General features: G+C 49.6%; 18 protein-coding genes. 10 read left to right on the top strand and 8 right to left on the bottom strand.

The annotated features are described in order from the left end of the window. The first annotated feature begins 128 nt into the window (after positions 1 to 128). A complete protein-coding gene (gene rtcR, locus ACO0LG_RS12525) occupies positions 129 to 1,739 on the top strand; it encodes an RNA repair transcriptional activator RtcR (protein ID WP_423026770.1) in 1,611 nt (536 codons plus the stop codon). A gap of 15 nt (positions 1,740 to 1,754) precedes the next feature. Here rtcR and ACO0LG_RS12520 read toward each other — a convergent pair whose 3' ends face one another. Then, positions 1,755 to 2,678 (bottom strand): GNAT family N-acetyltransferase, encoded by a 924-nt coding sequence (locus ACO0LG_RS12520; protein WP_423026768.1) that lies wholly within the window; start codon positions 2,676 to 2,678, stop codon positions 1,755 to 1,757. 297 nt (positions 2,679 to 2,975) lie between these two features. Between ACO0LG_RS12520 and ACO0LG_RS12515 the strand changes: the two genes are divergently transcribed. The 3 genes from ACO0LG_RS12515 to ACO0LG_RS12505 all read left to right on the top strand — a co-directional run bounded on the left by ACO0LG_RS12515 (position 2,976) and on the right by ACO0LG_RS12505 (position 6,710). Then, positions 2,976 to 3,776, top strand: a complete 801-nt coding sequence (locus tag ACO0LG_RS12515) for a DNA/RNA non-specific endonuclease (RefSeq protein ID WP_423026766.1) — start codon at positions 2,976 to 2,978, stop codon at positions 3,774 to 3,776. Positions 3,777 to 3,950: 174 nt separating this feature from the next. Next, complete coding sequence (locus ACO0LG_RS12510; protein ID WP_423026764.1) at positions 3,951 to 5,180, top strand: Yip1 family protein; 1,230 nt, start codon at positions 3,951 to 3,953, stop codon at positions 5,178 to 5,180. A gap of 498 nt (positions 5,181 to 5,678) precedes the next feature. Then, positions 5,679 to 6,710, top strand: coding sequence for an OmpA family protein (locus ACO0LG_RS12505; protein ID WP_423026762.1), 1,032 nt, complete (start codon positions 5,679 to 5,681; stop codon positions 6,708 to 6,710). 541 nt (positions 6,711 to 7,251) lie between these two features. On the opposite strand, the gene ACO0LG_RS12500 is transcribed toward ACO0LG_RS12505, so the two are convergent. Both ACO0LG_RS12500 and ACO0LG_RS12495 read right to left on the bottom strand, forming a co-directional pair. Next, complete coding sequence (locus ACO0LG_RS12500) at positions 7,252 to 7,563, bottom strand: BON domain-containing protein (RefSeq protein WP_423026760.1); 312 nt, start codon at positions 7,561 to 7,563, stop codon at positions 7,252 to 7,254. A 91-nt stretch (positions 7,564 to 7,654) separates the two neighbouring features. Next, complete coding sequence (locus tag ACO0LG_RS12495; protein ID WP_423026758.1) at positions 7,655 to 8,197, bottom strand: hypothetical protein; 543 nt, start codon at positions 8,195 to 8,197, stop codon at positions 7,655 to 7,657. A 336-nt stretch (positions 8,198 to 8,533) separates the two neighbouring features. On the opposite strand from ACO0LG_RS12495, the gene ACO0LG_RS12490 reads away from it, so the two are divergent. The 5 genes from ACO0LG_RS12490 (at position 8,534) to cls (ending at position 11,544) form a co-directional block, all read left to right on the top strand. Continuing rightward, complete coding sequence (locus ACO0LG_RS12490; RefSeq protein WP_423026756.1) at positions 8,534 to 8,728, top strand: CsbD family protein; 195 nt, start codon at positions 8,534 to 8,536, stop codon at positions 8,726 to 8,728. A gap of 72 nt (positions 8,729 to 8,800) precedes the next feature. Continuing rightward, positions 8,801 to 9,283 (top strand): hypothetical protein, encoded by a 483-nt coding sequence (locus ACO0LG_RS12485; RefSeq protein WP_423026754.1) that lies wholly within the window; start codon positions 8,801 to 8,803, stop codon positions 9,281 to 9,283. A 142-nt stretch (positions 9,284 to 9,425) separates the two neighbouring features. Next, a complete protein-coding gene (locus tag ACO0LG_RS12480; RefSeq protein WP_423026752.1) occupies positions 9,426 to 9,578 on the top strand; it encodes a DUF3309 domain-containing protein in 153 nt (50 codons plus the stop codon). Positions 9,579 to 9,659: 81 nt separating this feature from the next. Continuing rightward, positions 9,660 to 9,983, top strand: coding sequence for a hypothetical protein (locus tag ACO0LG_RS12475; RefSeq protein WP_423026750.1), 324 nt, complete (start codon positions 9,660 to 9,662; stop codon positions 9,981 to 9,983). Between the two features lie 142 nt (positions 9,984 to 10,125). Continuing rightward, positions 10,126 to 11,544, top strand: coding sequence for a cardiolipin synthase (gene cls, locus ACO0LG_RS12470; RefSeq protein WP_423026748.1), 1,419 nt, complete (start codon positions 10,126 to 10,128; stop codon positions 11,542 to 11,544). Positions 11,545 to 11,643: 99 nt separating this feature from the next. Here the strand turns inward: cls and ACO0LG_RS12465 are convergent, their stop codons facing one another. From ACO0LG_RS12465 to ACO0LG_RS12450, 4 genes are all read right to left on the bottom strand, one after another. Then, complete coding sequence (locus tag ACO0LG_RS12465) at positions 11,644 to 11,835, bottom strand: hypothetical protein (RefSeq protein ID WP_423026746.1); 192 nt, start codon at positions 11,833 to 11,835, stop codon at positions 11,644 to 11,646. Between the two features lie 92 nt (positions 11,836 to 11,927). Then, the gene (locus tag ACO0LG_RS12460) at positions 11,928 to 12,512 is read right to left on the bottom strand and encodes a BON domain-containing protein (protein WP_423026744.1); all 585 of its coding nucleotides are present in this window, start codon (positions 12,510 to 12,512) and stop codon (positions 11,928 to 11,930) included. A gap of 30 nt (positions 12,513 to 12,542) precedes the next feature. Then, entirely contained in the window at positions 12,543 to 13,475 is a 933-nt protein-coding gene (locus tag ACO0LG_RS12455; protein WP_423026742.1) for an OmpA family protein, read from the bottom strand. An 81-nt stretch (positions 13,476 to 13,556) separates the two neighbouring features. Continuing rightward, positions 13,557 to 13,943 carry a DUF4398 domain-containing protein gene (locus ACO0LG_RS12450; protein ID WP_422979194.1) on the bottom strand — a complete coding sequence of 129 codons (387 nt, stop codon included), beginning with the start codon at positions 13,941 to 13,943 and terminating at the stop codon, positions 13,557 to 13,559. 379 nt (positions 13,944 to 14,322) lie between these two features. Here ACO0LG_RS12450 and ACO0LG_RS12445 point away from each other — a divergent pair, with 379 nt between their 5' ends. Beyond that, entirely contained in the window at positions 14,323 to 23,109 is an 8,787-nt protein-coding gene (locus ACO0LG_RS12445; RefSeq protein ID WP_423026740.1) for a GH36-type glycosyl hydrolase domain-containing protein, read from the top strand. Between the two features lie 462 nt (positions 23,110 to 23,571). On the opposite strand, the gene ACO0LG_RS12440 is transcribed toward ACO0LG_RS12445, so the two are convergent. Beyond that, positions 23,572 to 24,375, bottom strand: coding sequence for a beta/gamma crystallin-related protein (locus tag ACO0LG_RS12440; protein WP_423026738.1), 804 nt, complete (start codon positions 24,373 to 24,375; stop codon positions 23,572 to 23,574). Positions 24,376 to 24,625 lie beyond the last annotated feature (250 nt).

The raw sequence follows: 24,625 nt of genomic DNA, 5'->3' as shown, positions 1-24,625 counted from the left end.
CGTCAAACGAGACGACTTAAGTAATTGATTTAAATAGATAAATACAGAATCCACAAGGAAACCATCGAAATGACCGCCAAAACTAAATTCGTATATAATTATCTAAATAGATAAATTTTTATCCAAAAATGGTCAAGAAGAAAAAAGTCGTCATTGGTTTTATAGGCACGCAACTCGATAGTGGCCGTGGCAGCGGTCGCTGGGAAAAATGGCGGCCCACGGTAGCCCTGACCCAGCATGAAGATATCGTCATTGACCGCATTGATTTGCTGCATAGCGGTCAGCATGCGCTATTGCTCGCTCAACTGGAAAAAGACATCGCTGATACTTCGCCCGAGACCAAACTACGTTCGCATCAGCTGGAAATAAAAGATCCCTGGGATTTTGAAGAGGTGTATGGCTGCCTGTTTGACTTTGCCAGGTCCTACCCCTTCGATACCGACAAAGAAGAATACTGGGTGCATATCACCACGGGCACCCATGTGGCACAGATTTGCCTGTTCCTGATGACGGAAGCCAATTACCTGCCTGGCAAGCTATTGCAGACTTCGCCGCCACGGCGGCAGACCAAGACCAATTTTGGTGAGATGACCATCATCGATCTGGACCTGTCGCGCTATGACCAGATTGCCCAGCGCTTTAGCCGCGAGCAGGAAGAAGGCGTGGCTTTTTTAAAGTCTGGCATTGCCACCCGCAATGCGCGCTTCAATACCATGATCGATGAGATAGAACGCGTCGCCATCAAGTCCAAGACGGCCATCCTGCTGATGGGGCCCACTGGCGCGGGTAAATCTTTCCTGGCGCGGCGTATCTTTGAACTGAAAAAAGCCAGGCACAGGCTGGAGGGAAAATTTGTCGAAGTCAATTGCGCTACGCTGCGTGGTGATGGCGCGGGTTCTACCTTGTTTGGCCATATCAAGGGTTCATTTACCGGTGCCATGTCTGACCGCCCGGGCTTGCTGAGAACAGCACACAAGGGCTTACTGTTTCTTGATGAAATTGGTGAGCTGGGCCTGGATGAACAAGCCATGCTGCTCAAGGCGGTGGAAGAAAAACGTTTCTTCCCGGTCGGTAGTGATCACGAAGTGCAAAGTGATTTCCAGCTGGTGGCGGGTACCAACCGTGATCTGGGCAAGGAAGTGGCGGCAGGCCGTTTCCGTGAAGACTTGTACGCGCGTATCAATCTGTGGTCGTATGAATTGCCCGGCTTGAGTGGGAGGGTAGAAGACATTGCGCCGAATATCGATTATCTGCTATCGCAATACAGTGCTGAGAATGGACAGATGGTGCGCTTCAACAAAGAGGCGAAAGACAGCTATATGGCATTTGCCACATCTGCCCAGGCAGTGTGGGCAGGCAACTTCCGTGATTTATCCGCTTCAGTCACGCGCATGGCCACGCTGGCCGATGCCGGGCGCATTAATGATCAGAATGCTGGTGAAGAAATCAAGCGCCTGCAACGCCTGTGGTCATATGCGCATGAAGGCGATAGTGGGAATCATGAACTGGATTTGCATGACTATCTGAATGCAGAGCAGGTCTCACAGCTGGACTTATTCGATGCGGTGCAATTGCAGGCCGTACTGGCAATATGTGTGCGCTCTAAAAACATGTCGGAAGCTGGCCGTAAATTGTTTGCCGCTTCACGCAGCAATAAAGCCAACCCCAATGATGCAGACAGGCTCAAAAAATATCTCCACAAGTTTGGCTTGCAGTGGGATGCCCTGCACGAGAATTGATTGCAGACGCAAGTGTCAGTTATGCCGCTCTATGATGACGTAGTCGTTTTGCGTGGTGGAAAAAAAACTGAAACCACGGCGGCTCAACATCTTCATCATTTTTGAGCCTGACTTGCAGGCAGCGAACAGGCGGCGATTCTTAAAATGCATGCAAAAGAAATCTGTCATGGCGGCACCTATGCCCAAGCCACGGTATTCATCTGCCACCACCATGGCATGCAATTCGCGTTCTGATCCTTGCTGATTATCGACACCGTACAGCATGAAAAAACCAGCCATACGACCATTGATGATGGACACCCAGAATTCAACCGGTACTTTTTGCTGCCCACCAGCCCAGATATGCCTGACCGTCTGACCCTCGACTATGCCTTGCCTGAAGGCAGTCGCCAGCGTACGTTGTAACACCGCATTTGAGATGTCTTCGGACAAATCGCCATTTTGTGCACCGTTGACGGCCAGCCGTACGATGCCGTCCGCATCGTCAGGCAAAGCGCGGCGTATGCTCGCCCTGTTGCGTCTTTGCTGACGCAACTGCCTGATATTGGCGCGCAAGTAGTGGGCATATTTCAGCAAGCGCTGGTGCATGCTATTGACGGTAATCACCAACACCGCAATCAAACCATACAGCAAAATACTCTGGGCAATATCGAATACCAGCAGCATCAGGCTACCAGACTGAAACACCTGGCTAAAAACCTGGGCTCTTGCCAGGCTGGACAATACCACCAGAAAAACCGTCATACGCCGCGACAGCAAGGCAGCACTCATCGCGACCGGGAAAATGTAAAACGGCGCATAAAAACTATACGGCCCGGTGAACTCGTCAAGACAATACAGCAGTGATTCAAGCAAAAGCAGGCCCAAAAAAACCCAGCGTGCATCAAGCTTGAGCAGTCTATTTCTCGCGGCAGTAAACAATACAGAGGAAAACATCATGCTATATCCATTTTTCAATCAGCGCGATAGTCTGTCAAGCGCATCAAATAAGCAAGTATTTTATTGTCAAAGTAGTCTCAATTTGTTACCAGATATGTCTACTCAAAAATACAAGTATTTTTATTTCAGCAAGATACCTTGCGGAAAATCCTATAGAATCCAGCGCTTTCGCATAACGCTGTATTTACATGCAGTATTTTGCCGTGTCAACTGTCTCGGCCTTGGGACGCTTGAGTATGAAGTAATTGATTCGGCTCACATCAGGATAGTCCGCAACAGGCATCAGCTTGCACATACATGTTAAAAAAACTCGCCAAACTCAGTCCCCTGCTCTTTTTTGCACTGGTCAGCCTTTCCTTTGTTGATCTTTCTTTTTTTGACCACCCTTTTTTCAACTCTCTCCCTTTTCCAACGCAGAGTACCGGTGATTTCTCCGCTTGCCGCCAGTTCTTTGCCAAAGGGCACATCCCTGCCATGCGCACTTCTAACGACATGCGCCCGCGTGCGCTATGTTTTTCGGCATTTGCAGTCATGCATTCTGGCAAGAGCCATACCCCCATCTATGTAGCGGAAAGGCTGAATCGCCAGATCATCTACAAAGCCAGGGAAAACGAGCGTAGTGACCAGTTCTATGCAGATGCCAGACTACCGAGTGCAGAACGGGCCGAACTGGATGACTACAAGGGCTCTGGCTATGACCGTGGGCATATGGCACCGGCTGCCGACATGGCAGACAGCACCGCGATGGCGCAAAGCTTTTCGCTGGCGAATATGGTGCCACAGGCACCAGTGAACAACCGCAAGACCTGGGCTGCCATAGAAAAAACCACGCGCCAATATGTGTTGCGGGCATCAGGTGACGTATATGTGATTACTGGCCCGGTTTACGACTCGCGACCAGCGACAATTGGAAACAATAAGATTTGGGTGCCCAGGTATCTGTTCAAACTGGTTTATGACCCCGCAACTGGTCGCGCCTGGGCCTATTGGGTCGAAAATACAGACCAGGCACATGCCAGCAAACCCATAAGCTATAAGGAGTTGGTCGATAAAACCGGGATACAGTTCCTGTCGCTGCCTGGAAATGATGACAGCTAGCAAGTCCTGAGATTCATTGTATGGAAAACAGCAGAAAAGCGCTTTATTTTGTCCTACTTGCAAAAAACTGTAATAAACTTTGTCGCTTAATGAAAAGATAAGTAGCCTGTTTTCTTCAGTTTTCCTGTTTTGGGTCGCAGATACCGGCCCTGCCCTTTATTAAAGGAAAAACCCATGAATCTCGTAGAACGCGCGAAAAACATTACCCTGACGCCAAAAACAGAATGGCCCGTCATCGCTGCTGAAACCACCAGCACGGCAGACATCTTCAAGAACTACGTCGCCCCTCTGGCTGCCATCCCTGCTGTTTCCAGTTTTATTGGCATGAGTATTATCGGATTCAGCATCCCCTTGCTGGGTAGTATGAAGCTGCCCATCCTCGCCGGCATCACAGCGATGGTGATGAGCTTTGTATTTGCCCTGGTCGGTGTTTATCTGATATCGCTGATCATCGATGCCCTGGCACCCCAATTCGGCGCAGAAAAAAATCCCGCACAAGCATTGAAGGTAGCGGCGTATTCTTTCACTCCTGCATGGCTGGCGGGCGTACTTTCGCTGTTGCCAACACTGAGCTTGCTCAGTTTGCTGGCTGGCGCCTACGGCATTTACCTGATGTATCTGGGTCTTCCTGTGCTGATGAAAGCTCCACAGGAAAAGGCTGGGCCCTACACTGCCGTGTCTATCGTATGTTCCATCGTATTAATGGTCGTGTTCAACATGGTCATTGGCGCAATTGGTGGCAGCGCGATGTATGGGGCAGCCAACATGCAAGCCTCACACACCTCTGTTGCAACTAGTGGTGCACTGGGTGAGCTCGAAAAAATGGGCCAGAAAATGGAAGAGGCCAACAAGAAGATGGAAGCCGCTAAAAAATCTGGCGACCCTCAGGCTGAAATGAAAGCCGCAACTGAAGCCATAGGCGTTGCACTGGGTGCAGGCAGCCAGGCAGAAGTTGTCGATAAGGACAAGCTGAAAGCCCTGTTCCCTGAAACCATAGGCGGTTTGAAGCGCAATAGCCTGGAGGGTGAAAAATCTGCCATGGGCGAATTCAAGGTCTCCAAGGCTGAAGCCCGCTACGGTGATGAAAACAATCATCAGATCAGAATGACGATCACTGATACTGGTGGCAGCAAAATGTTTGGCACCATGTTTGCCTGGGGCATGATAGAGCAGGATAAGGAAACCGACACTGGCTATGAAAAGATGGGCAAGGTCAATGGCCGCCCTACCCATGAAAGATTCCAGAAGGATGGCCCATCGGGCGAATACAGCCTGTTGATCGCTGGTCGCTTCATGGTAGAAGCCCATGGCGACAATGTTGATATGGCAACTATCAAAACCGCCTCAGCGGCGGTTGGTTATGACAAGCTGGAAGCGATGAAGAACGAAGGTCTGAAACAATAAGGCAAAAGGCTGAAAGTTAAGTTTTCATATCAAGCAACCAGACAGTGCACGTATCATCAGAATCAGTGCTGAACTGCATCTGTCAATATAATGGTAGTCGGCAGCAACGGCGTCGACTATCAGTTTCGCTCCTCCGGTTTTATCCCCCTTCTGTGTATTGATTTGAGCAGTAGTCAATTTGGCTTATTCCAGTTGGAAGATGCTTGTGACTTGGTCACATAGTCAATACCCGCGTCAAAGAAACTTGCTGCTTTTAAACTCCGGATTCCCTCAGCAAATTGCAGCGTCAAACTGGCTGCAAAAAATAAACCTATTTTTTTTATACAAAAAAACCACATTGTGCGCCAGCGCACCGATGGAATATCGCCTGGGCTTTAGTCTGGCGATCAGGATTTAATTACGTAAAACCCATTTCTCCTCAGGAAAAAAAGTGTTTTCGTGATTTTCCAGACAGCAAAAGAATTTCCACTGAATTTACATTACTTAGAAAGAATATCCATGAGCAAAATAAAAGCACTTCCCGCTGCATTGGCCTTACTGTTTTGCGCAGGCAGCGCAATGGCTGCAGACTACAATCCATCCTGGTATGTCGGTGGCAGCGTCCACGCAGCAGAAACAGATGAAACCTTCGGTGCGGGTAACCGTGGCTATGGTGTTGGCCTGCGTTTGGGCAAACCACTGGCGGAAAACTGGGATGCGCAAATCAATACCAACTACACGCGCTCCTCAGACAACGGCAGGCGTTATCAACAAAATGCCCTCGGCGTTGACGTGCTATATCTGTTTTCCCGCGAAGCATTCCGTCCTTATCTGGTGTTAGGCATTGCAGCAAACCGAGACAGAAGCAATGGCGGCCTGAAAGCTGGTGACAGCACAGCCCCTGCAGTCAGCGGCGGTGTAGGTGCTCAGTTTTCTCTGAACGATCAATGGTCTGCGCAGGTAGAATGGCGCAAAGTGCATGGCTATTTGCATGGCAATGACTTTGGCTTTAGCCAGGCCAGCAACTCCCACCTGTCATTTGGCCTGAACTATGCTTTCGACAAACCAAGGGCCGCGGTCAAAACTGCTAGCTACACACCGCCTCCTCCACCAGAACCAGTCGTTGTGCAAACACCACCACCTGCGCCAGTTACCCCGCCGCCACCGGTCTATCAGAAAATCACGCTGTCTGCGACCGAGCTGTTTGCCTTCAACAGTTCATTGCTGAGCCTCCCTCAACCAAAACTCGATGACATCGCTGCAGCGCTGAATGCCAATCCGCAAATCAACCAGGTCGTGATCACTGGCTATGCAGACCGCATCGGTTCAAATCAATACAACTTGAAATTGTCTGAGAAGCGTGCCAATTCCGTCAAAACCTATCTGAATGATAAAGGAGTTGATGGACAAAGATTGAATGCCGTAGGCAAAGGTGAAAGCAATCCAGTCGTTGTTTGCAACAATAAAAAACGTGCTGACCTGATCGCTTGCCTGGAACCAAACCGTCGTGTAGAAATTGAGCAATTTACAGTTGAAAAACGCGTAAAATAAGCAACAATGTACAAGAAGAAACGGGAACCTCGGCTCCCGTTTTTTTATGCCTGATCAAATTCTCTAAAGTGAACACCGTGCATGCTGTGCAAAACCAAAGAGATGATAGCGCACTTATTTAAGGCAGCTCTGCTTGAGTATTGGTAGTCAGCCTGGCATGGCGTCAACAAAGAATATTAAAATCAGGAATTAGGCAGAACTTGATTGGGTTTCATCCGGCCGGCTATAGCCGCGAATTCTTTTGCCGTGTTGCTTATTCGTTTCATGTGGATGTTCTCGGCTACAGCCGCACTTACAGTGAATCGCGGCGGGCTGCAAGAGCAGGCTCTGTATTGCTTTTCTTTATCTGCAAGCGGCAATAACCAGATTACGCATCAACATATAGCATTGACTATATGATCACCCAAAGGGATTCAATTTGCTGAATCCACGACAGGTAGCACCTTGTACAAAGAAGTAAGCCAGCAAACTGACTGCTGGCGTACTACGGGCATAAAAAAAACGCTGTCAGTTGACAGCGCTTTTTCAACCAAGCTGGGTCTTATTTCAGACGCATATCATTTTTCACTGAACGTACGCCTTTGACGTTACGTGCAATGGAGACTGCTTTTTCAATATTGGCATTGGAAGATACAAAGCCGCTAAGTTGCACTGTACCTTTAAATGTTTCAACATTGATTTCTGCTGATTTCAATGTAGGTTCATTGAAAATTTCAGCCTTCACTTTAGTTGTGATGACAGAGTCATCGACATACTCGCCAGTACCTTCTTTAGTTGATGTAGAAGCGCAGCCAGTAATTACCATCAGGGAACCGACGAATACCATAGCCATCATGCGTTGAGCGATCTTCATTTTTTTCTTTCAGAGATTAATTAAAATTATATATGACACAAAACCGTTTAGTGCATAGCGCATCCGATTAGATTTTGTGCCCGAAGCGAACTTATTTACCGAATTTCGATTTTGCTGCAGCGACGCAGTTATCTTTACCTTGACCAGACAAGGCATCACATTTTTCTAATGCGACTTTGTATTCAGCAGTGACTTTTTCGTCATTTGCATCAACACGGGCTTCAACAACTTTTTTATCTGCTTTGGCGTTTGCTACGGCGGCAACTTTGTTGGATTTGGCTTGCTTGATGCAGACATCTTTATCATTGCCAGTCATGCTGCCACATTTGGCTTTCTCTACATCATAGTCAGCATCAGCAATATCTTTTCTTGCGCTTGTGCGTGCTGCTACGGTATTTTTATATTCCGCTTTGGCATTTGCTTCAGTATGTACACGGGCAGCTTTTGCTTCAGCAAGACAGACATCTTTTGGGTTACCAGTGATAGTGTCGCATTTGCTTTTAGCCAGTTTGAACTCAGTACTTGCAGATTCTTTTGCAGCTGTATAAGCAACTGATTTTTCATCTGCGGCAGCCCAAACAGCACTACTCAGCGTGGCGGTACAAACCAACATCATGGCGAGTTTTTTATTCATATTTTTCCCTCTTAGGTGTGAATGTCCGGCAGTTCAACTAGCTACCGTCAACAATTGCAGCGTCGGAGAATTCCGATGGCCTGATTTTGCAATCTGGGCAATAACATATCTGTGCGGTATCGAACATTCGCGAATATTTATTTCATTTACATGTCTATATGTCTATTTTTTAGCTTCTTCAACCTGCTCTTATCGTGCTGTGGACCTTTATTTTGAAATTTTTTTTGCAGAGTGTGCCAGCGTACAGAGCCTATTTTGAGAAGCGCTTAAATTAAACACAGGCCTCAGATAAATCAATTTTTATCTGAATTCAATCTTAGAAACCAAGGAAAAATCATGAACAAAGAACAAATCGAAGGCGTAGCTAAAGATATCGCCGGTAAAGTACAAGAAGGCGCCGGAAAAATCATCGGTAGCAAAGAGCAACAAGCCAAAGGCCTTGAAAAACAGGTGGAAGGCCAGCTTGAGAAAAAAGTGGGCGACGCCCGCGAAGTGATTGAAGACACAGTCAAAAAAATTACCAATCCATGATAGTAAGGTTCGACTCTGGCAAGGACGATTTGCGCCAGAGTTGAGCCTGATTTAGCGAGGGAGCCAGAGATCATGATGACCAGCAATGACAATATGCCGCTGAGCAACGCAGGAATACAGCCCAATTACCCCAAGCATCCTCTGACACGACGAGGTGACTTCACGGGGCAGCCACGGAAAAAACCATTCCTGCAACGCTGGAATCATGACATCAATTCAGTCATCACAACCGGTGCAACTATCGGAATGGTAGTCGGCAGTGTACTCGGTATGGTGAATGCGACGCTGGCCGTTGTTATATCGCCGTTCTTTATTCCTGGCCTGGATTTATTGGTGACACAACCACTGGAAGCTGCCGTCATAGGCGCTGTTCTTGGCATACTGTTTGGTGCCATTGTCGGGTCCTTGCTGGGCTGGGGTGTTTCCAGCCAAAGCAACGAACAAATAGAAACCGACGTCGAATCTCATGCGAGCTTTTGCCCGATACAGGAAGACGCCGATAAAGACCGGGTAGAGGCATGGAAAGAGCAGCATGGCGAATGTGCGAATATCTAAGTTTAAGCCTGACAAAAACTTGGCGAATGCTACATTAACCAACGCCTGGGGTTCCCTACATAATTCGCAAAAAAGTGGATCTTAGGATCTTAAATAAACGCTTTAAATACTAGCTTAATCTTACTAAAATAAAGGCTACATCATGTTCACCATATTGCTCGTCATACTTATCCTGGCTCTTGTAGGCGCTCTGCCAACCTGGCCTCATAGCCGCTCATGGGGATATGCGCCAAGTGGCGTTACCGGTTTGATCGTTATTATCCTCGTTATCTTATTGCTGACTGGTCGCTTGTAAGCCCTATAAGTCTTCAGGCTTGAAAAATATTCCATGCAGTTCCTTGATCTTTGAATTTCTCACGTTACAAGAGGAGTTATCATGAAAACGACAAAACAGTTAATGGCGGGCCTTGCATTTGCGCTCGTCAGCGCTGCAATGCTAAGTCCTGCGCAGGCTGCAGATACGGATCCCAACGCAACCTCCCAGAATGGAGATCCGCAGCGCTGGTATCAGGAAGAAATGACGCCTATGGCTTATTTCAAGACCTTGAAAAAAGAAGCTGAAGCTGTTTATCAGTTATCGGTCGTTGAATGCAGGCGCATGGCACGCAACCAGCAAAGCACATGCCTTAGCGAAGCAAAATCGACAATGCAACAAGATATGGCTGATGCCTATAGAAAATCAGGTATTCGCCAACGTTAAGCGCGGTTTTTATGTTTCTATTTAAAAGCTGACCTGGCGAAGAAAATATATTATCTTCACCAGGTCTTGTTAATTGACAGTCGGCAAACTGTAGCCCTGGCTACGCTACTGCTGACGCAACAAGATTTGGTAAGGATTAACTATGAACGCCAAGCGTAAGGTCACCCGCGTCCTCGCGACGGGCACAGCAAGCATCGCTACTGTCCTTATGTTTAATGCTTGCAGTACCCTGCCAGAAATCAATTACCTCGATCCGGCACTTGACCATCCACAGAAAACGGCAGATGTAAAACCGACCATTAATAATGCCAAGGGTGAACTCAGCACCTCAAAAGCCCAGGCATTGATGCGCCAGCGCTGGAAAAATTCTGGTACAGGGTTGGCGAACATGCAGGCTCTGGCAGCACTGGAAGAAGCTGTCACTGGCAGCCCGCTGATAGCAGGTAATCAGGTCACTTTGCTGTTCGATGGGCCGCAAACCATGAGCGCCATGATGACGGCGATACGGCAGGCGAAAGACCACATCAATCTAGAAACCTATATTTTTGACCAGGATGAGCTTGGCCTGGAATTTGCCAGACTATTGATAGAAAAACAGCAAGCCGGTGTGCAGGTCAATATCATCTATGACAGCGTGGGCACCATAGGTACGCCACAAAAATTCTTTGATGAAATGAAAGCCGCTGGCATACAACTGCTGGCGTTTAACCCCATCAACCCGACCAAACTGCAAGGTCCGTGGTCACCTAACCGGCGCGATCACAGGAAAATCCTGATTGTCGATGGTGAAGTCGCCTTCACAGGCGGTGTCAATATCAGCGCCACTTATGCAAACAGCTCGCTATTCCGCTCCAAATCGCAAAACCCAGACAAAGTAGGTTGGCGCGACACCCATATACAGGTTACAGGTCCTGCCGTTGCAGCTTTGCAGTGGATATTTCTTGATACCTGGCTCAGTGTCGATGATAAATCACCAGCAGACAAGTTGTATTTCCCGGCCTTGAAAAACCAGGGCAACAAGATGGTGCGTGTACTTGCCAGTGAGCCTGACAGTAACCCGGCTATCTACAAAGCCTACTTACTAGCGATACAGGAAGCACGCGACACTATCCACATCACATCCGCTTATTTTGTGCCGGATGCACAAATATTGAAAGCGTTGATTGCCGCAGCCCAGCGCGGTGTAGACGTGAAGATCATCATGCCTGGCGTGACTGATAGCGGCCTGGTGTTTCATGCCGGCCAATCCTTTTACAATGAAATGCTGGCAGGCGGGATCAAGGTGTATCAACTGAATACTTCCGTGCTGCATGCAAAAACCGCAGTCATCGACCAGGTATGGTCAACTGTCGGTTCCACCAATATAGATACGCGCAGTTTTTTGCACAATAAAGAAGTGAATGTGGTTGTCATTGATACTGAGTTTGCAGTGGCAATGGAAACCGCCTTCAAGGAAGACTTGCGTTTATCTACCGAGGTCACTCTGGAAACATGGCAACAGCGCCCGCAAATGAACAGGCTGAAAGAATGGCTGGCCAGAAGGCTTGAGTACTGGCTTTAACTGCCATCTGGTTACGTCTGCTAGTACCACAGGTGTGGTCCTTATTAGGGTTCACACCTGTAAGTTTATGAGGCATAGAGGGCTTATGCAGGCCAATAATTATTTCTTCTTCTCAGTTGCAGGTATCTCTGCCACTTTCTGTGGTGTGATTGAGATAGCCACCGGATCACTGGCGGGGAAACTTTCATCCAGCGCTTCATCCAGATCATCTTCTTTCTTCTTGATGTCCTTCTTCTTTTCTTCTGGTTCGGGTTTAACAGGCACCGGTTTTTCGTTTAATTCATTCGTCATGATATTTTCCCACAGTGATAAAGTAAAACTTCCCCACATCATTGAATAATGTGGGGAAGTACGAAACGACAAAAATGTATCAGCTGATCTGACTAGTTTTTAACCTTGAGATTATTAACCACGCTTTGCACACCAGAGACGCTTTTTGCCACTTCAATAGCATGTGTTGCCTGCAATTCGCTGTCGACAAAACCGCTCAGTTGCACTTCACCTTTGCGGGTGACTACTGCAACATCCATGCTTTTCATTTGCGTGTCCTGCAGCATGGCTGTCTTGATACCGGCAGTAATGACGCTGTCGTCTATCTTGTTGCCAACGGTTTGTGTGCCCTGCTTCAAAGCCAGTTTGTTATCGACCTTCTTGACACCCTGTACTGCCATCGCCACAGCAGCACTGTGGTCAATCTGAGCCTGGTTGTCGGCAAAGCCGCTTAGCAAAACTTCGCCCTTGCGGGTTTCAATTTTAACGTCTGCACCTTTGATGATGTCGTCAGACATCAACGCCGCTTTGACTTTTGTGGTAATGACCGAGTCATCAATTTCCACACCGATAGTAGTTGAGGCGCTTGCTGCCGTGCCATCTGGCGCCTTATTGCAACCCGCCAATATCAGCAAAGAAGCAGATAGCATGGGCAAGATATATTTGGTACGCAATTTAGTGTGCATTATGTAGCTCATGATCATTCCTTTCTTTCTTGATTCCTGCAATTAGCGTGGCAAGACCTTGCCGTTGACATCAGACAAAATGATCTCTACACGACGGTTGAACTGGCGGTTTTGCGCTGTATTATTTTCAGCAACAGGGAAGGCTTCGCCGTAACCCTTGGTTTCGATACGATCACGCGATACACCCATCAACACCAGCGCACTACGTACCGCGTTGGCGCGACGCTCTGACAAATCCTGGTTGTGTGCCTGTGTGCCAGTATTGTCAGTATGTCCTTCGACCAGCACTGTTCTTTGCATATTATTTTGCAATACAGTCGCCAACTTTTGTACGGTACGCATACCATCTGGGTTCAATTTGGCTTGATCCACACCGAACAACACATCGCCCAGAGTGATCACAATGCCGCGCACTGTCGTTTTGGCTTGCAAGTCAGCCAGTTGTGATTCCAGGGCAGCGTTACGGTTTTGCATTTCCAGTGCTTTTGCCTGTTCTTCCTGCGCCTTGCGCTGGGCTTCACTGGCTTCACCTTGCGCTATCTGCGCAGCCAGGCGGGCCTGATCAGCTTGTGCCTTGGCTTGGTCAGCCTGCATTTTCGCTCTGTCAGCCTCGTTGGTACGTTGTTCCAGACGGATCTGGTCACGCGCTTTAGCAGCATCAGCAACGGCAGCCTCTGCCTGTTTTTGCTTGGTCAGCTCTTGAGCCACGCCTATTTTTTGTTTGGCAATATAAGCCAGTCGATCAATTTTTTCTGAGCTTTCATTGTCTTTAGCCGCTTTATTGGCATCGTTCATTGCCACATCGGCCTGGCGCATTTCTAAAGGAGCCAGAGTAAGCACATTTGGATTATTTTGCGCTGCTTGATAATCCATGCGTGTCTGGTCTAGCAGACTGGTAGTTTTTGGTGCTGTGCTGCACGCGGAGAGCAGCATTGCTGTCATCAGGACGACGGGTGCAAATATTTTCTTATTCATGATGTATCCTTAAAAATGTAATGGCAGACTCTGCAGTAGAGTTGCTGACGAATTTGTTTTGCTTATTTTTATTACTTATTCTTATTGCTTGTTATTTGCGCGTTGCAGCTCTTCACGCAAAACGCGGATATCGTCTTGCAGCGCGTTGGCAGCTTTTTCTGCTTTTGCAGAGTTCGCTTTGGCTTGTGCCAGCTTGGCATCAGCCTGAGCCTGCGTTGCCAAGTCACTGGCGAGCTTGTAATCCTTGTCTTGCATGGCTTTGTTTGCCAACGCCATTTTTTGACGTGCAGAATTCATTTCTGCTGGTGCGAATTCACTGCCACCTGCGACAGCAGCGTTATCGACTGCTTCTTTAGAGACGGCAACTTCTGCCGTAGCAGGCGTTTTCATACTGCTGGCGCAACCCATCATGATGACCATGCTGGCGCTGCATACTGCCAAAAGACCAGTTTTCAAGTTTTTGTTCATTTTTATTCTCCAGTAGATAAGTATCTGTGCTCTTGCAAACCCCATTTAAGTCACATTTTTTGTGATCTTCGACGCCTTTATACCGCTCAGCATAAAACCAGGTCTGTTCGTTGCCGCACACTTCAAATGAGCGGTACAGATACCTGTTTCCACCGCTCTATGTAGAGTACTATGAGATGTGTACCTCAATATTGTATGTACGCTAACGAACTTACATTCCCCCGCTGATGTTTTATGATCAAAACACAGCCGCTCCCATAGGTCAGACCATCGTTTTTGCATACGCAATTCAGAAATGCAGAGATAACCAAAGGTGTGGCAGAGATGATCACTCACCACGGTCACTGGCAAATCCCAATAACAGAAAGAAGTGTGCGATTTGAAATCAGCTAAAGATATGCTGTCGTCCAGCCTCCATCAGCTTAAAAACGTCTGGAAACACGGCCAGTTGCGCTTGCAAACCTATGTCTCCCAGTCCGGGGCAGAATTACCCTTGCGTGCAGACTTGTACAGTGCCCTGCAAATGGAACAGCATGGCCGCATACTGGCAAACAGCCATAAGCTCAGCACTGTTTTTGGGAAAGATCAACTCCTGGCCCGCCTGGCTGATAATCAGGACGTGATCATGAATGCCTGTACCTTGCTGACAGAAGCCATCAAGGAAGGCAGGCCCGTCACCCCCGCCGCCGCATGGCTGCTGGATAACTACTATCTGATCGAAGAACAGATACGCACGGCAAAACGCCATTTGCCCAAGAACTACAGCAAGGAACTGCCGCGTCTGTTGCGCGGCAGTTCTGCGGGCCGTCCGCGTGTGTATGACATTGCGCTGGAAACCATTTCGCATGGTGATGGCAGGGTAGATCCAGAAAACCTGAGCCGCTTCATCAGCGCTTATCAACTGGTCTCGGTATTAAAGCTCGGTGAGCTATGGGCCATTCCCATCATGCTGCGTCTGGCGTTGATAGAAAATTTGCGCCGGGTTGCGACGAATCTGACAACCACGCACAATAACCGCAACCTCGCCGCCAAATGGGCAGAGGAAATGACAGAGACTGCTGAAAAAGATCCCAGCAATCTGATCTTGCTGGTGGCTGACATGTCACGTTCAAAGCCGCCTCTGGACAGCTCTTTTGTTGCAGAAATGATGCGCAGATTGCAAGGTCAGGGGCCAGCTCTTGCATTGCCATTGAACTGGTTATCGCAACGCCTGGCAGAAACCGGCGACACCATAGAACATCTGGTACACCTGGATTCGCAACACCAGGCGGCTGACCAGATTTCCATCAGCAACAGTATCGGTAGCCTGCGTTTGCTGACATCGATGGACTGGCGTGATTTCGTCGAAAGCATGAGTGTGGTCGATCGCTGCCTGCGCGAAGACCCTGCTGCCACCTATATGCACATGGATTTTTCCACGCGCGATCTGTACCGCCATGCGGTTGAGAAAATTGCCAAAGGCAGCGGGTTTTCAGAAGCCGATGTCGCCCACAATGCCTTGCGTTTCGCGCGGGAAGCAGCCAACAAATATGGCCAGGCAGCTCGCAATGCCCACATAGGCTATTTTCTGGTCGGCAAAGGCCGGGTAGAACTTGAGCGCTCTACTGCCATGCAACATGCCCTGCCAGAATCGATCAAACACGCTATCCGTGATTCTGCCCTGAGTATTTATCTGGGCAGCATTGTCATCATCAGCCTGGCGACTACGGGTTTGCTGCTCAATCAGGTTCGTTCTACCCAAGTTAATCCCTATTTGCTGACCGGATTTATCGCCGCCAGCCTGATTGCCAGCAGTCAGTTTGCGCTGTCCATGGTCAATTGGCTGGCCACCTTCGTTGCCCTGCCACGGCCTTTGCCACGCATGGATTTTTCTAAAGGCATACCATTGGAAGCAAGCACCTTGGTAGTAGTGCCGACCATGTTGTTCAATGCGGAGAATATTGACGCATTGTCAGAAGCGATGGAAGTACGCTTCCTGGCCAATAGCGATGCCAATTTACGTTTTTGCCTGTTGACCGATTTTCCTGATGCAGATACCGAGACCTTGGAAACGGATGAAAAATTACTGGACCATATCAGCAATGTCACAGAGGCACTTAACACGAAATATCCGCGTCCAGAGGGTGACCATTTCATCACCATGCACAGGCCACGGGTCTGGAATGCGCAAGAGAAAATCTGGATGGCGTATGAGCGCAAGCGCGGCAAACTGGCCGCCCTGAACAGCTACCTGCGCGGCACGGGTGCCGATGCTTTCATGCGTATCATCGGCAATACCGCCGGGTTGGAGAACATGAAGTATGTAATTACCCTCGACACCGATACGGAATTACCACGAGATGCAGCACGTAAATTCGTGGCAACCATGGCCCACCCGCTCAACCGTGCCTATTATGATGACAAGCTGCACAGGGTGACGGACGGTTATGGAATTTTGCAACCGCGAGTCGCAGTCAGCCTGCCCGCCAGCGACGCTTCTTATTATGAATTGCTGTGTGGTGGTGAAGCTGGTATTGACCCTTATACACGCAGCGTGTCAGATGTATATCAGGATGTCTTTGACGAAGGCTCATTCATAGGCAAGGGTATTTATGATATCGATGTATTTGAGCATGCCCTGAAAGACCGCATGCCGGAGAACCGTATCCTCAGCCATGACTTGCTGGAAGGCTGCTATGCCCGCGCAGGCCTGTTGAGCGATGTGCAGTTATATGAAGAATATCCATCCAGTTATTTGGCTGACATACGCCGCCGCCATCGCTGGATACGCGGTGACTGGCAGATTGCTTCCTGGCTCTTGCCCAAGGTACCAGGCCCTAAGGATGAAGTTACTGGCAAACCCATCAAGCGCGCTAATTCCCTGTCCTCACTATCGCACTGGAAACTGTTCGACAATCTGCGACGCAGCGTGGTGCCGCTGGCGCTTGTCGCCTTCCTTGTTATTGCCTGGAGCGGTTTGCCACATGCCTGGCTATGGTCGGCGGCAGCCCTTGGTTTTTTACTGATACCTGCTGCCAGTGGATTTTTATTTAACCTGACCCAAAAGCCCGACGATGTTTTTTTCCGTCAGCATCTGCTGTCATTGCTGCGGTCAAGTACCCAGCATTTTATCCATGCCTCACTGAGTCTGGTATTTCTGCCGTATGAAGCATGGATTAATCTGGATGCCATCTTGCGTACGCAATGGCGTGTATTGATTTCGCACAGGCGTTTGCTGGAATGGAACCCTTCTATCATCAGCAATCATCAGTTCAACAATACCGTGTGGAATAATTTCCGCAGCATGTGGATCGCGCCGGTATTTTCTATTGCCGTATTTTTCTTCCTGGACTATATCAATCCAGCTTCCTTGCACGCAGCAGCACCGATCTTGTTGCTGTGGTTTATTTCGCCTGTCATTGCTTACCTGATGAGCCGTGAAAAGCAGCAGCGCGTGTCTCAATTAAGCACGGAACAAACAGAGTTTTTGCAGGCAACCGCCCGCAAAACCTGGCTGTTTTTTGAAACCTATGTCGGGCCTGAAGACAACTGGTTGCCACCTGACAATGTGCAATTCCAGCCTGTTAGCGTAACGGCGCACCGTACTTCGCCCACCAATATAGGATTGTCACTGCTGGCCAATCTGGTCGCCTATGATTTTGGCTATATCCCTGCCGGGCAGCTCTTGCAACGCACGCAAGACACGTTTGCCAGCTTGAGCAAGATGGAACGCCACCAGGATCATTTTTATAACTGGTACGACACCAAGACATTGCAACCTTTGCAACCTCTGTATATTTCAACCGTAGATAGCGGCAACCTGGCTGGTCACTTGCTGACCCTGCGCCCTGGCCTGGCAGGTCTGACAGATGCACCAATCTGCCAGCCGCGTTTGTTTGGCGGCTTGCATGATACTTACCTGATATTGCGCAGCACCGTAGGTGAGCAGGTTGCAGGCAGGCTGGCGGAATTTAAAACTGATCTCGATGTGCTGTGTCTTAGCGCACCAACTTCACTGATCGTGATCTATGACTGCCTGAAACGCCTGACACACCATGCTGACAGTTATCTGGCCAGCCAGACCGTGGAGGCAGATAATCTATCCCACGTATGGGCAACTGCGCTGAGCAGGCAAACACATGCACAACTTGATGAGCTGGTCTATCTGGCACCTTGGCTGACATTGCCAGAGCCAGGCAGTTGGCTGCAAGCTTTTCCGCAGCTTGATGCGATTCCAACTTTAAAAGCACTCGCGCAATTGAGTTATGCATACAACTCACCAAGGGACGACAGCTTGTCGCTGGATCAACCTAGTCTGGCTGTAAGCAAAAACCCTACTTTACCAGCAATGCTGACAACGGCCAGCAAACGCGCCACCGACCGCATACAGCAAATCGGGCAACTGATACAGCAGACTGGCGAATTTGCCAGAATGGAATATGAATTCCTGTACGATGCCAACACTCACTTGCTGACCATAGGCTATAACGTCAATGAACGCCGGCGCGATGTTGCCTGTTACGATTTACTCGCATCAGAAGCACGCTTGGCCACTTTTGTTGCCATTGCCCAGGGTCAGATTCCTCAAGAGAGCTGGTTTGCACTGGGGCGCCAATTAACCATCGCAGGCGGAGAACCTATTCTGCTGTCTTGGAGCGGCTCAATGTTTGAGTACCTGATGCCCTTGCTGGTCATGCCAAACTTCCAGAATACCCTGCTTGAGCAAACTTACCGATCAGTAGTACAGCGCCAGATAGAATATGGCGAACAGCGCAATGTGCCATGGGGAATTTCAGAATCAGGTTACAACACCTTTGATGCGCATTTGAATTACCAATACCGGGCCTTTGGTGTTCCTGGTCTTGGCTTTAAACGCGGGCTGGGCGACGATCTCGTGATTGCACCGTATGCGTCGATGATGGCACTGATGGTAGAACCAGAGAAAGCCTGCAGCAATCTCGAACAGCTGGCTTCACTGGGCTTTGAAGGTGTGTATGGTTTCTTTGAAGCGATAGACTATACACCTTCACGCCTGCCACGCGGGCAGACACATGCCTTGATACGTTCATTCATGGTACATCACCAGGGGATGGGCTTCTTGTCACTGGCCTATCTGTTGCTCGACAAGCCTTTGCAAAAACGCTTTGAGTCCGACCCCTTGTTCCAGGCCACCATGTCGTTGCTGCATGAACGTGTGCCCAAGGCGACCGCTGTGTATTCCAACACGACTGAGCTGGCAGACATACGCAGCGCCAGTGCTGGCCAGGAAACACCGTTGCGCGTACTACACCATGTCAATACACGCACACCGGAAGTACAGTTGCTGTCGAATGGCCGTTATCACGTCATGATCAGCAGCGTAGGTGGCAGTTATAGTCGCTGGAACGATCTAGCCATCACCCGCTGGAATGAAGACAGCACGCGCGATCATTGGGGTACGTTCTGTTATGTCCGCGATACCAGCAACGGCAAATATTGGTCTACCGCATTCCAGCCTTGCCTGGTGCTTTCACCTACCTATGAGGTAATCTTTTCCGAAGGCCGGGCAGAATTCCGCCGTAGTGACAATAATCTTGATATGCATACCGAGATTGTGGTCTCGCCAGAAGATGATATTGAATTGCGCCGTACCCGCATTACCAACCGCTCACGCCACCGCCGCACGATAGACTTCACAAGTTATGCCGAGGTCGTGCTCGCGCCAGCAGCAGCAGACGCCATGCACCCGGCATTCAGCAAATTGTTTGTGCAGACTGAAATCCTGCATGACCAGCACGCACTTTTGTGTACACGCCGTCCGCGTTCCATGGACGAGAAGATACCCAGCATGTTCCACCTGATATCGCTCCATGGTGCCACGGCAGACAATGTCTCTTACGAAACCGACCGGGCGCAGTTCATAGGTCGCGGAAATACGCTGGAAGCACCTGCAGCCATGCGTGTTGATCGCCTGTCTGACAGCCATGGCTCGGTACTCGATCCGATAGTGGCGATACGTTATCAAATTACGCTGGAACCGGAACAGATTGCCACTTTCGATGTTGTCACCGGCGTCGCAGAAAACCGTGATATGTGTCTGGCCATGATCGATAAATACCAGGATCAGCATCTGGCAGACCGCGTGATAGGATTGTCATGGACGCATAGCCAGATCGTCTTGCGCCAGTTGAATATCAGCGAAGCCGACGCACAGCTGTATGGCCGCATGGCGAACTCCGTCATCTACATGAACCCGCTGCTGCGTGCCGACGCCAGTGTGCTGAGCCGCAACCACCGCGGTCAGTCGGGCTTATGGGGCTATGCGATTTCCGGAGACTTGCCTATTGTGCTGTTGCAGATCAATCAGCAAGAACATATAGAACTGGTGCGGCAACTGGTGCAGGCCCATGCCTACTGGCGCTCTAAAGGTCTTGCTGTGGACCTGGTGATCTGGAATGAAGATCATGCCACTTACCGGCAAGCCCTTCAGGAACAGATCATGGGCATGATTTCTTCTGTCATTGGTACCCACGCCATAGAAAGGCCGGGTGGCATCTTTGTCCGCATGGCTGAACAGATTTCAGTCGAAGACAAAATCCTGTTCCAGGCAGTTGCCAGGGTGATACTGAATGATCACCGCGGCAGCCTGATGGAGCAACTGAGCCGGCGTGATGTGCTGGATTTGCGCGTGCCTAAGCTCTTGCCTTCGCGCCAGGTATATTCACAATCCGGATATCAGCCTCTGGCCAACAAGTCAGGCGAGAACAGGAATAGCGGGAACCTACCAGAAAAACTGCAAAGCTTTAATGGCATAGGTGGTTTTTCTGAGGATGGCCGTGAATACGTCATCACCACGCGGGAGGGTCAAGTCACACCTGCACCATGGGTCAACGTACTGGCGAATCCACAATTTGGCACAGTCATTTCTGAAAGTGGGCAAGCTTACACCTGGGGCGAAAATGCCCATGAATTCCGCCTTACGCCATGGAATAATGATCCGGTCAGCGACAGCAGCGGTGAAGCTTTCTATATCCGCGATGAAGACACCGGTGCTTACTGGTCACCTACCGCCCTGCCTTGCCGCGGTAGCGGTGACTATGTCACCCGCCATGGATTTGGCTATAGCGTCTTTACTCACGAGGAACAGGGCATACGTAGCGAATTGACGGTCTTTGTCTCCATGGATACGGCAGCCAAATATTCCATACTACGCGTCACCAATGTCTCTGAAGAGCAAAGGAAATTGTCAGCTACAGGTTATGTGGAATGGGTGCTTGGCGATCTGCGTCCTAAATCTCTGATGCATATCGCTACCGAAGTCGATCCTGCCAGCGGCTGCTTGTTGGCTCGCAATCCCTACAATACCGAGTTCCCGGGGCGCAGGGCATTTTTTGACCTGGATGGCACCAACCGCAGTGTCACTGGCGACCGAAATGAATTTATCGGGCGCAATGGCAGCCTGCAAAAACCGGCTGCGCTGGAAAGACAAAGATTGTCTGGCAAAACGGGGGCCGGCCTTGACCCTTGTGCAGCAATCCAGCAGGAATTTGAATTAGGCCCGGGGCAGGAAAAGCGACTGGTATTTGTGCTGGGTACGGTCATGACCGATCACACCAATGTCACGCAATTCATACTACAACACCGTGGTATTGCTGCCGCAGAACATGCACTCAATAAAGTGTATGATTACTGGCGCGATACCCTGGGTGTAGTACAGGTGAATACGCCTGACCAGGAGCTGAACCTGCTTGCCAATGGCTGGTTGCTGTATCAAACCATCGCCTGCCGTCTGTGGGCACGTAGCGGCTATTATCAATCTGGCGGCGCATTTGGCTTCCGTGACCAGTTGCAGGACAGTATGGCACTGGTACACACGAGGCAAACTCTGGCGCGCGAGCAATTGCTGTTGTCTGCTGCCCATCAATTCGTCGAGGGCGATGTACAGCACTGGTGGCATCCACCGATAGGGCGCGGCGTGCGCACCCATTGTTCTGATGATTACCTTTGGTTGCCTTTGGCAGTGGCACGTTATGTCAATAGCAGCGGTGATTTTGGTATTCTCGATGAAGAGTTGCACTATCTGGAAGGCCGCCTCGTCAACCACGAAGAAGACTCCTATTACGACCTGCCTGGCAGATCGCCACACACTGGCAGCCTGTATCAGCATTGCGTCAAGGCCATTGAAAATGGCTTGCGCTTTGGCAGCCACGGCTTACCTTTGATTGGTTCCTGCGACTGGAATGACGGCATGGATAAAGTCGGCCATCTGGGCAAGGGCGAAAGCGTCTGGCTGGCTTTCTTCCTGCATCAGGTGCTGACAAAATTCTCTGCTATTGCTCTGACACGCAACGACAATGAATTCTCCACCCGTTGCCTGGAGCAGGCACGTCAGTTGGCGAAAAATATTGACGACAATGCCTGGGATGGTGCCTGGTACAGACGCGCTTATTTTGATGACGGTGGAGCATTGGGTTCGGCACAAAATGCAGAATGCCAAATAGACTCGATCTCGCAAAGCTGGGCTATATTGTCCGGTGCAGCAGATCCGCAAAGAGCGACGCAGGCCATGCAGTCCCTGGACAAACGCCTCATGCGGCGGGACAAGCAAATCATACAGTTGCTCGACCCTGCCTTTGACAGCTCCGGACAAAATCCTGGCTATATCCGTGGTTATGTACCTGGAGTCCGCGAAAACGGCGGACAGTACACCCATGCAGCCATCTGGACTGGTATGGCCTTTGCAAAAATGGGAGATGCCGCCCGTGCCTGGGAAGCGTTCGACATGATCAATCCTATCCACCATGGCAATTCACCAGAGACGGTGGCGCGTTACAAGGTGGAGCCCTATGTCATTTGCGCCGACGTGTATGCAGTAGCGCCGCATACAGGCCGTGGTGGCTGGAGCTGGTACACAGGTTCGGCGGGCTGGATGTATACCTTCATGATGGAATCTTTGTTGGGATTGAAACGTGAAGGCAAACAGCTAAGCCTGACACCATGCGTACCGGATGGATGGACCAACTTCAGCCTGCGCTATCAACATCTGAGCAGCACCTACCTGATCACCGTCAAGCTCAGGGATATCGCGTACGGGAAGAGCCTGCTCTTTGTTGATGACGTCGCCATGGGAAATTTGCTGATACCTTTGATGGATGATCAGCGTGAACATACTGTAGAGTTGAATTATGTGCAGCCGGTTCAGAAATAATCTGTCCTGGACTTGAGAGAATTGTTCACTCAGCAGCTTAGCTGTTTCAAAAGCTGATCACGAGGTTAAAAACCCGCCCTTGCTCTTGCGATGGCGGGTTTTTACATGGATGAAAGTGCATATGATCTTGCTAAAGGATTTATGGCACTGGTGATTGGATGTGGGCAGCCATTTCAACACTTGCTTGATTTCGTACGAGCGGTTTCAGCCGGGAACATTTGACCGTGGTCGTGCATTCGTGGCTAAAGCCGCTCCTCCAAGTTAAAGTAATTCAACCATTGAAGCAGTAAGCGAGGAAATGACAATCTCTGATTCAGGGCAAGGATTTTGATGGCCAGGGATGGATTACTAGCTGGCACTCATGCGCCTATGGATGCAGATAAAGTTACTGAGCGCAGGCAAAAAAAGGCCAGATACTTTTCAGTATCTGGCCTTCCTTAATTAAATCTACTGAGAAGCTACTTACTGCCTTGGTTCGCCATTACGGTTCACAGCAATAGTAGATCCTGGAGGAGAACTCATCTGTACGTGATGTTCTACGCCACGATAGTTATAGGTTACATCCCAGTATTGCGGTGTTGTGCTGGCAGTTGTCTGGCAACGGCGTACATCGCGATCATAGGTACCACCATTACCACGTCCGGCATTTGCGCCAAGTGCACCACCAGCGACTGCGCCACCAGCAGTTGCCAGGTCACGGCCAGTGCCGCCACCGACTTGATGGCCCAGGATACCGCCGATCAGTGCACCAGCAATGGCACCACCAACATTAGGCTCACTGCGTTCAGTTTGAACTTGCTGACGTTCTATCCAGCAGCGCTCATTTGGTGGGCCGACAACGGCGCGGACAGATGTCACAGGCGCGTCATACACACCTTCGTTTGGACGACGGCGGTAATCATAATTTGGCGAGCTCAAAGGTGCCTGCATCTCATTATCATAACGTCCCCTGCCACTGACTGGACGAACGGAAGATATGCGGTTATTCATGCCCATGCCGGACAGCGTATCGTAGCTACCTTTGCTCAGGATCATGCAACGGCCACCGAAATTGGCATCGTCACAGACTTCCCAACGGCCATTGGTTACCACCACTGACGAAGCAAGGTCATTGAAACCGCTGTTGCGGAAATTGCTTTGTGTGCCATTGGCACTGAAGGTGCGGCCACGGAAGCCCTCGCCTTCATAGAAGACGATTTGTGCACTCGCATGAGCAACCAGTAACAAGCTTGACACACCGATGATGAATTTTAATTGTTGTTTCATTTATTTCTCCAAGGTTGAAATCTGAACAAAGCTATGGGGACTAGTTCTATCCCGCCATTCAGACTTAGCAAGAGAGCCAGCATGAACAACATATTCATACCGAGGCACCATGGGACGTAGCATCACATTTTTTGCAAATGCCCTCTGTACGCTGCCACACATAAATTTACAGCACTTTATGGGTCAGACTCAAACAGATTGAAATAAGATTCAAATAGATTTATCAGGAGCAAGTTTTATGACCACAACG

Source organism: Undibacterium sp. Ji42W (assembly GCF_049340405.1).
Taxonomy (GTDB): domain Bacteria; phylum Pseudomonadota; class Gammaproteobacteria; order Burkholderiales; family Burkholderiaceae_D; genus Undibacterium.
Note: the sequence above shows the minus strand (reverse complement) of the source record. Positions and strands in the feature narration are given on the sequence as shown.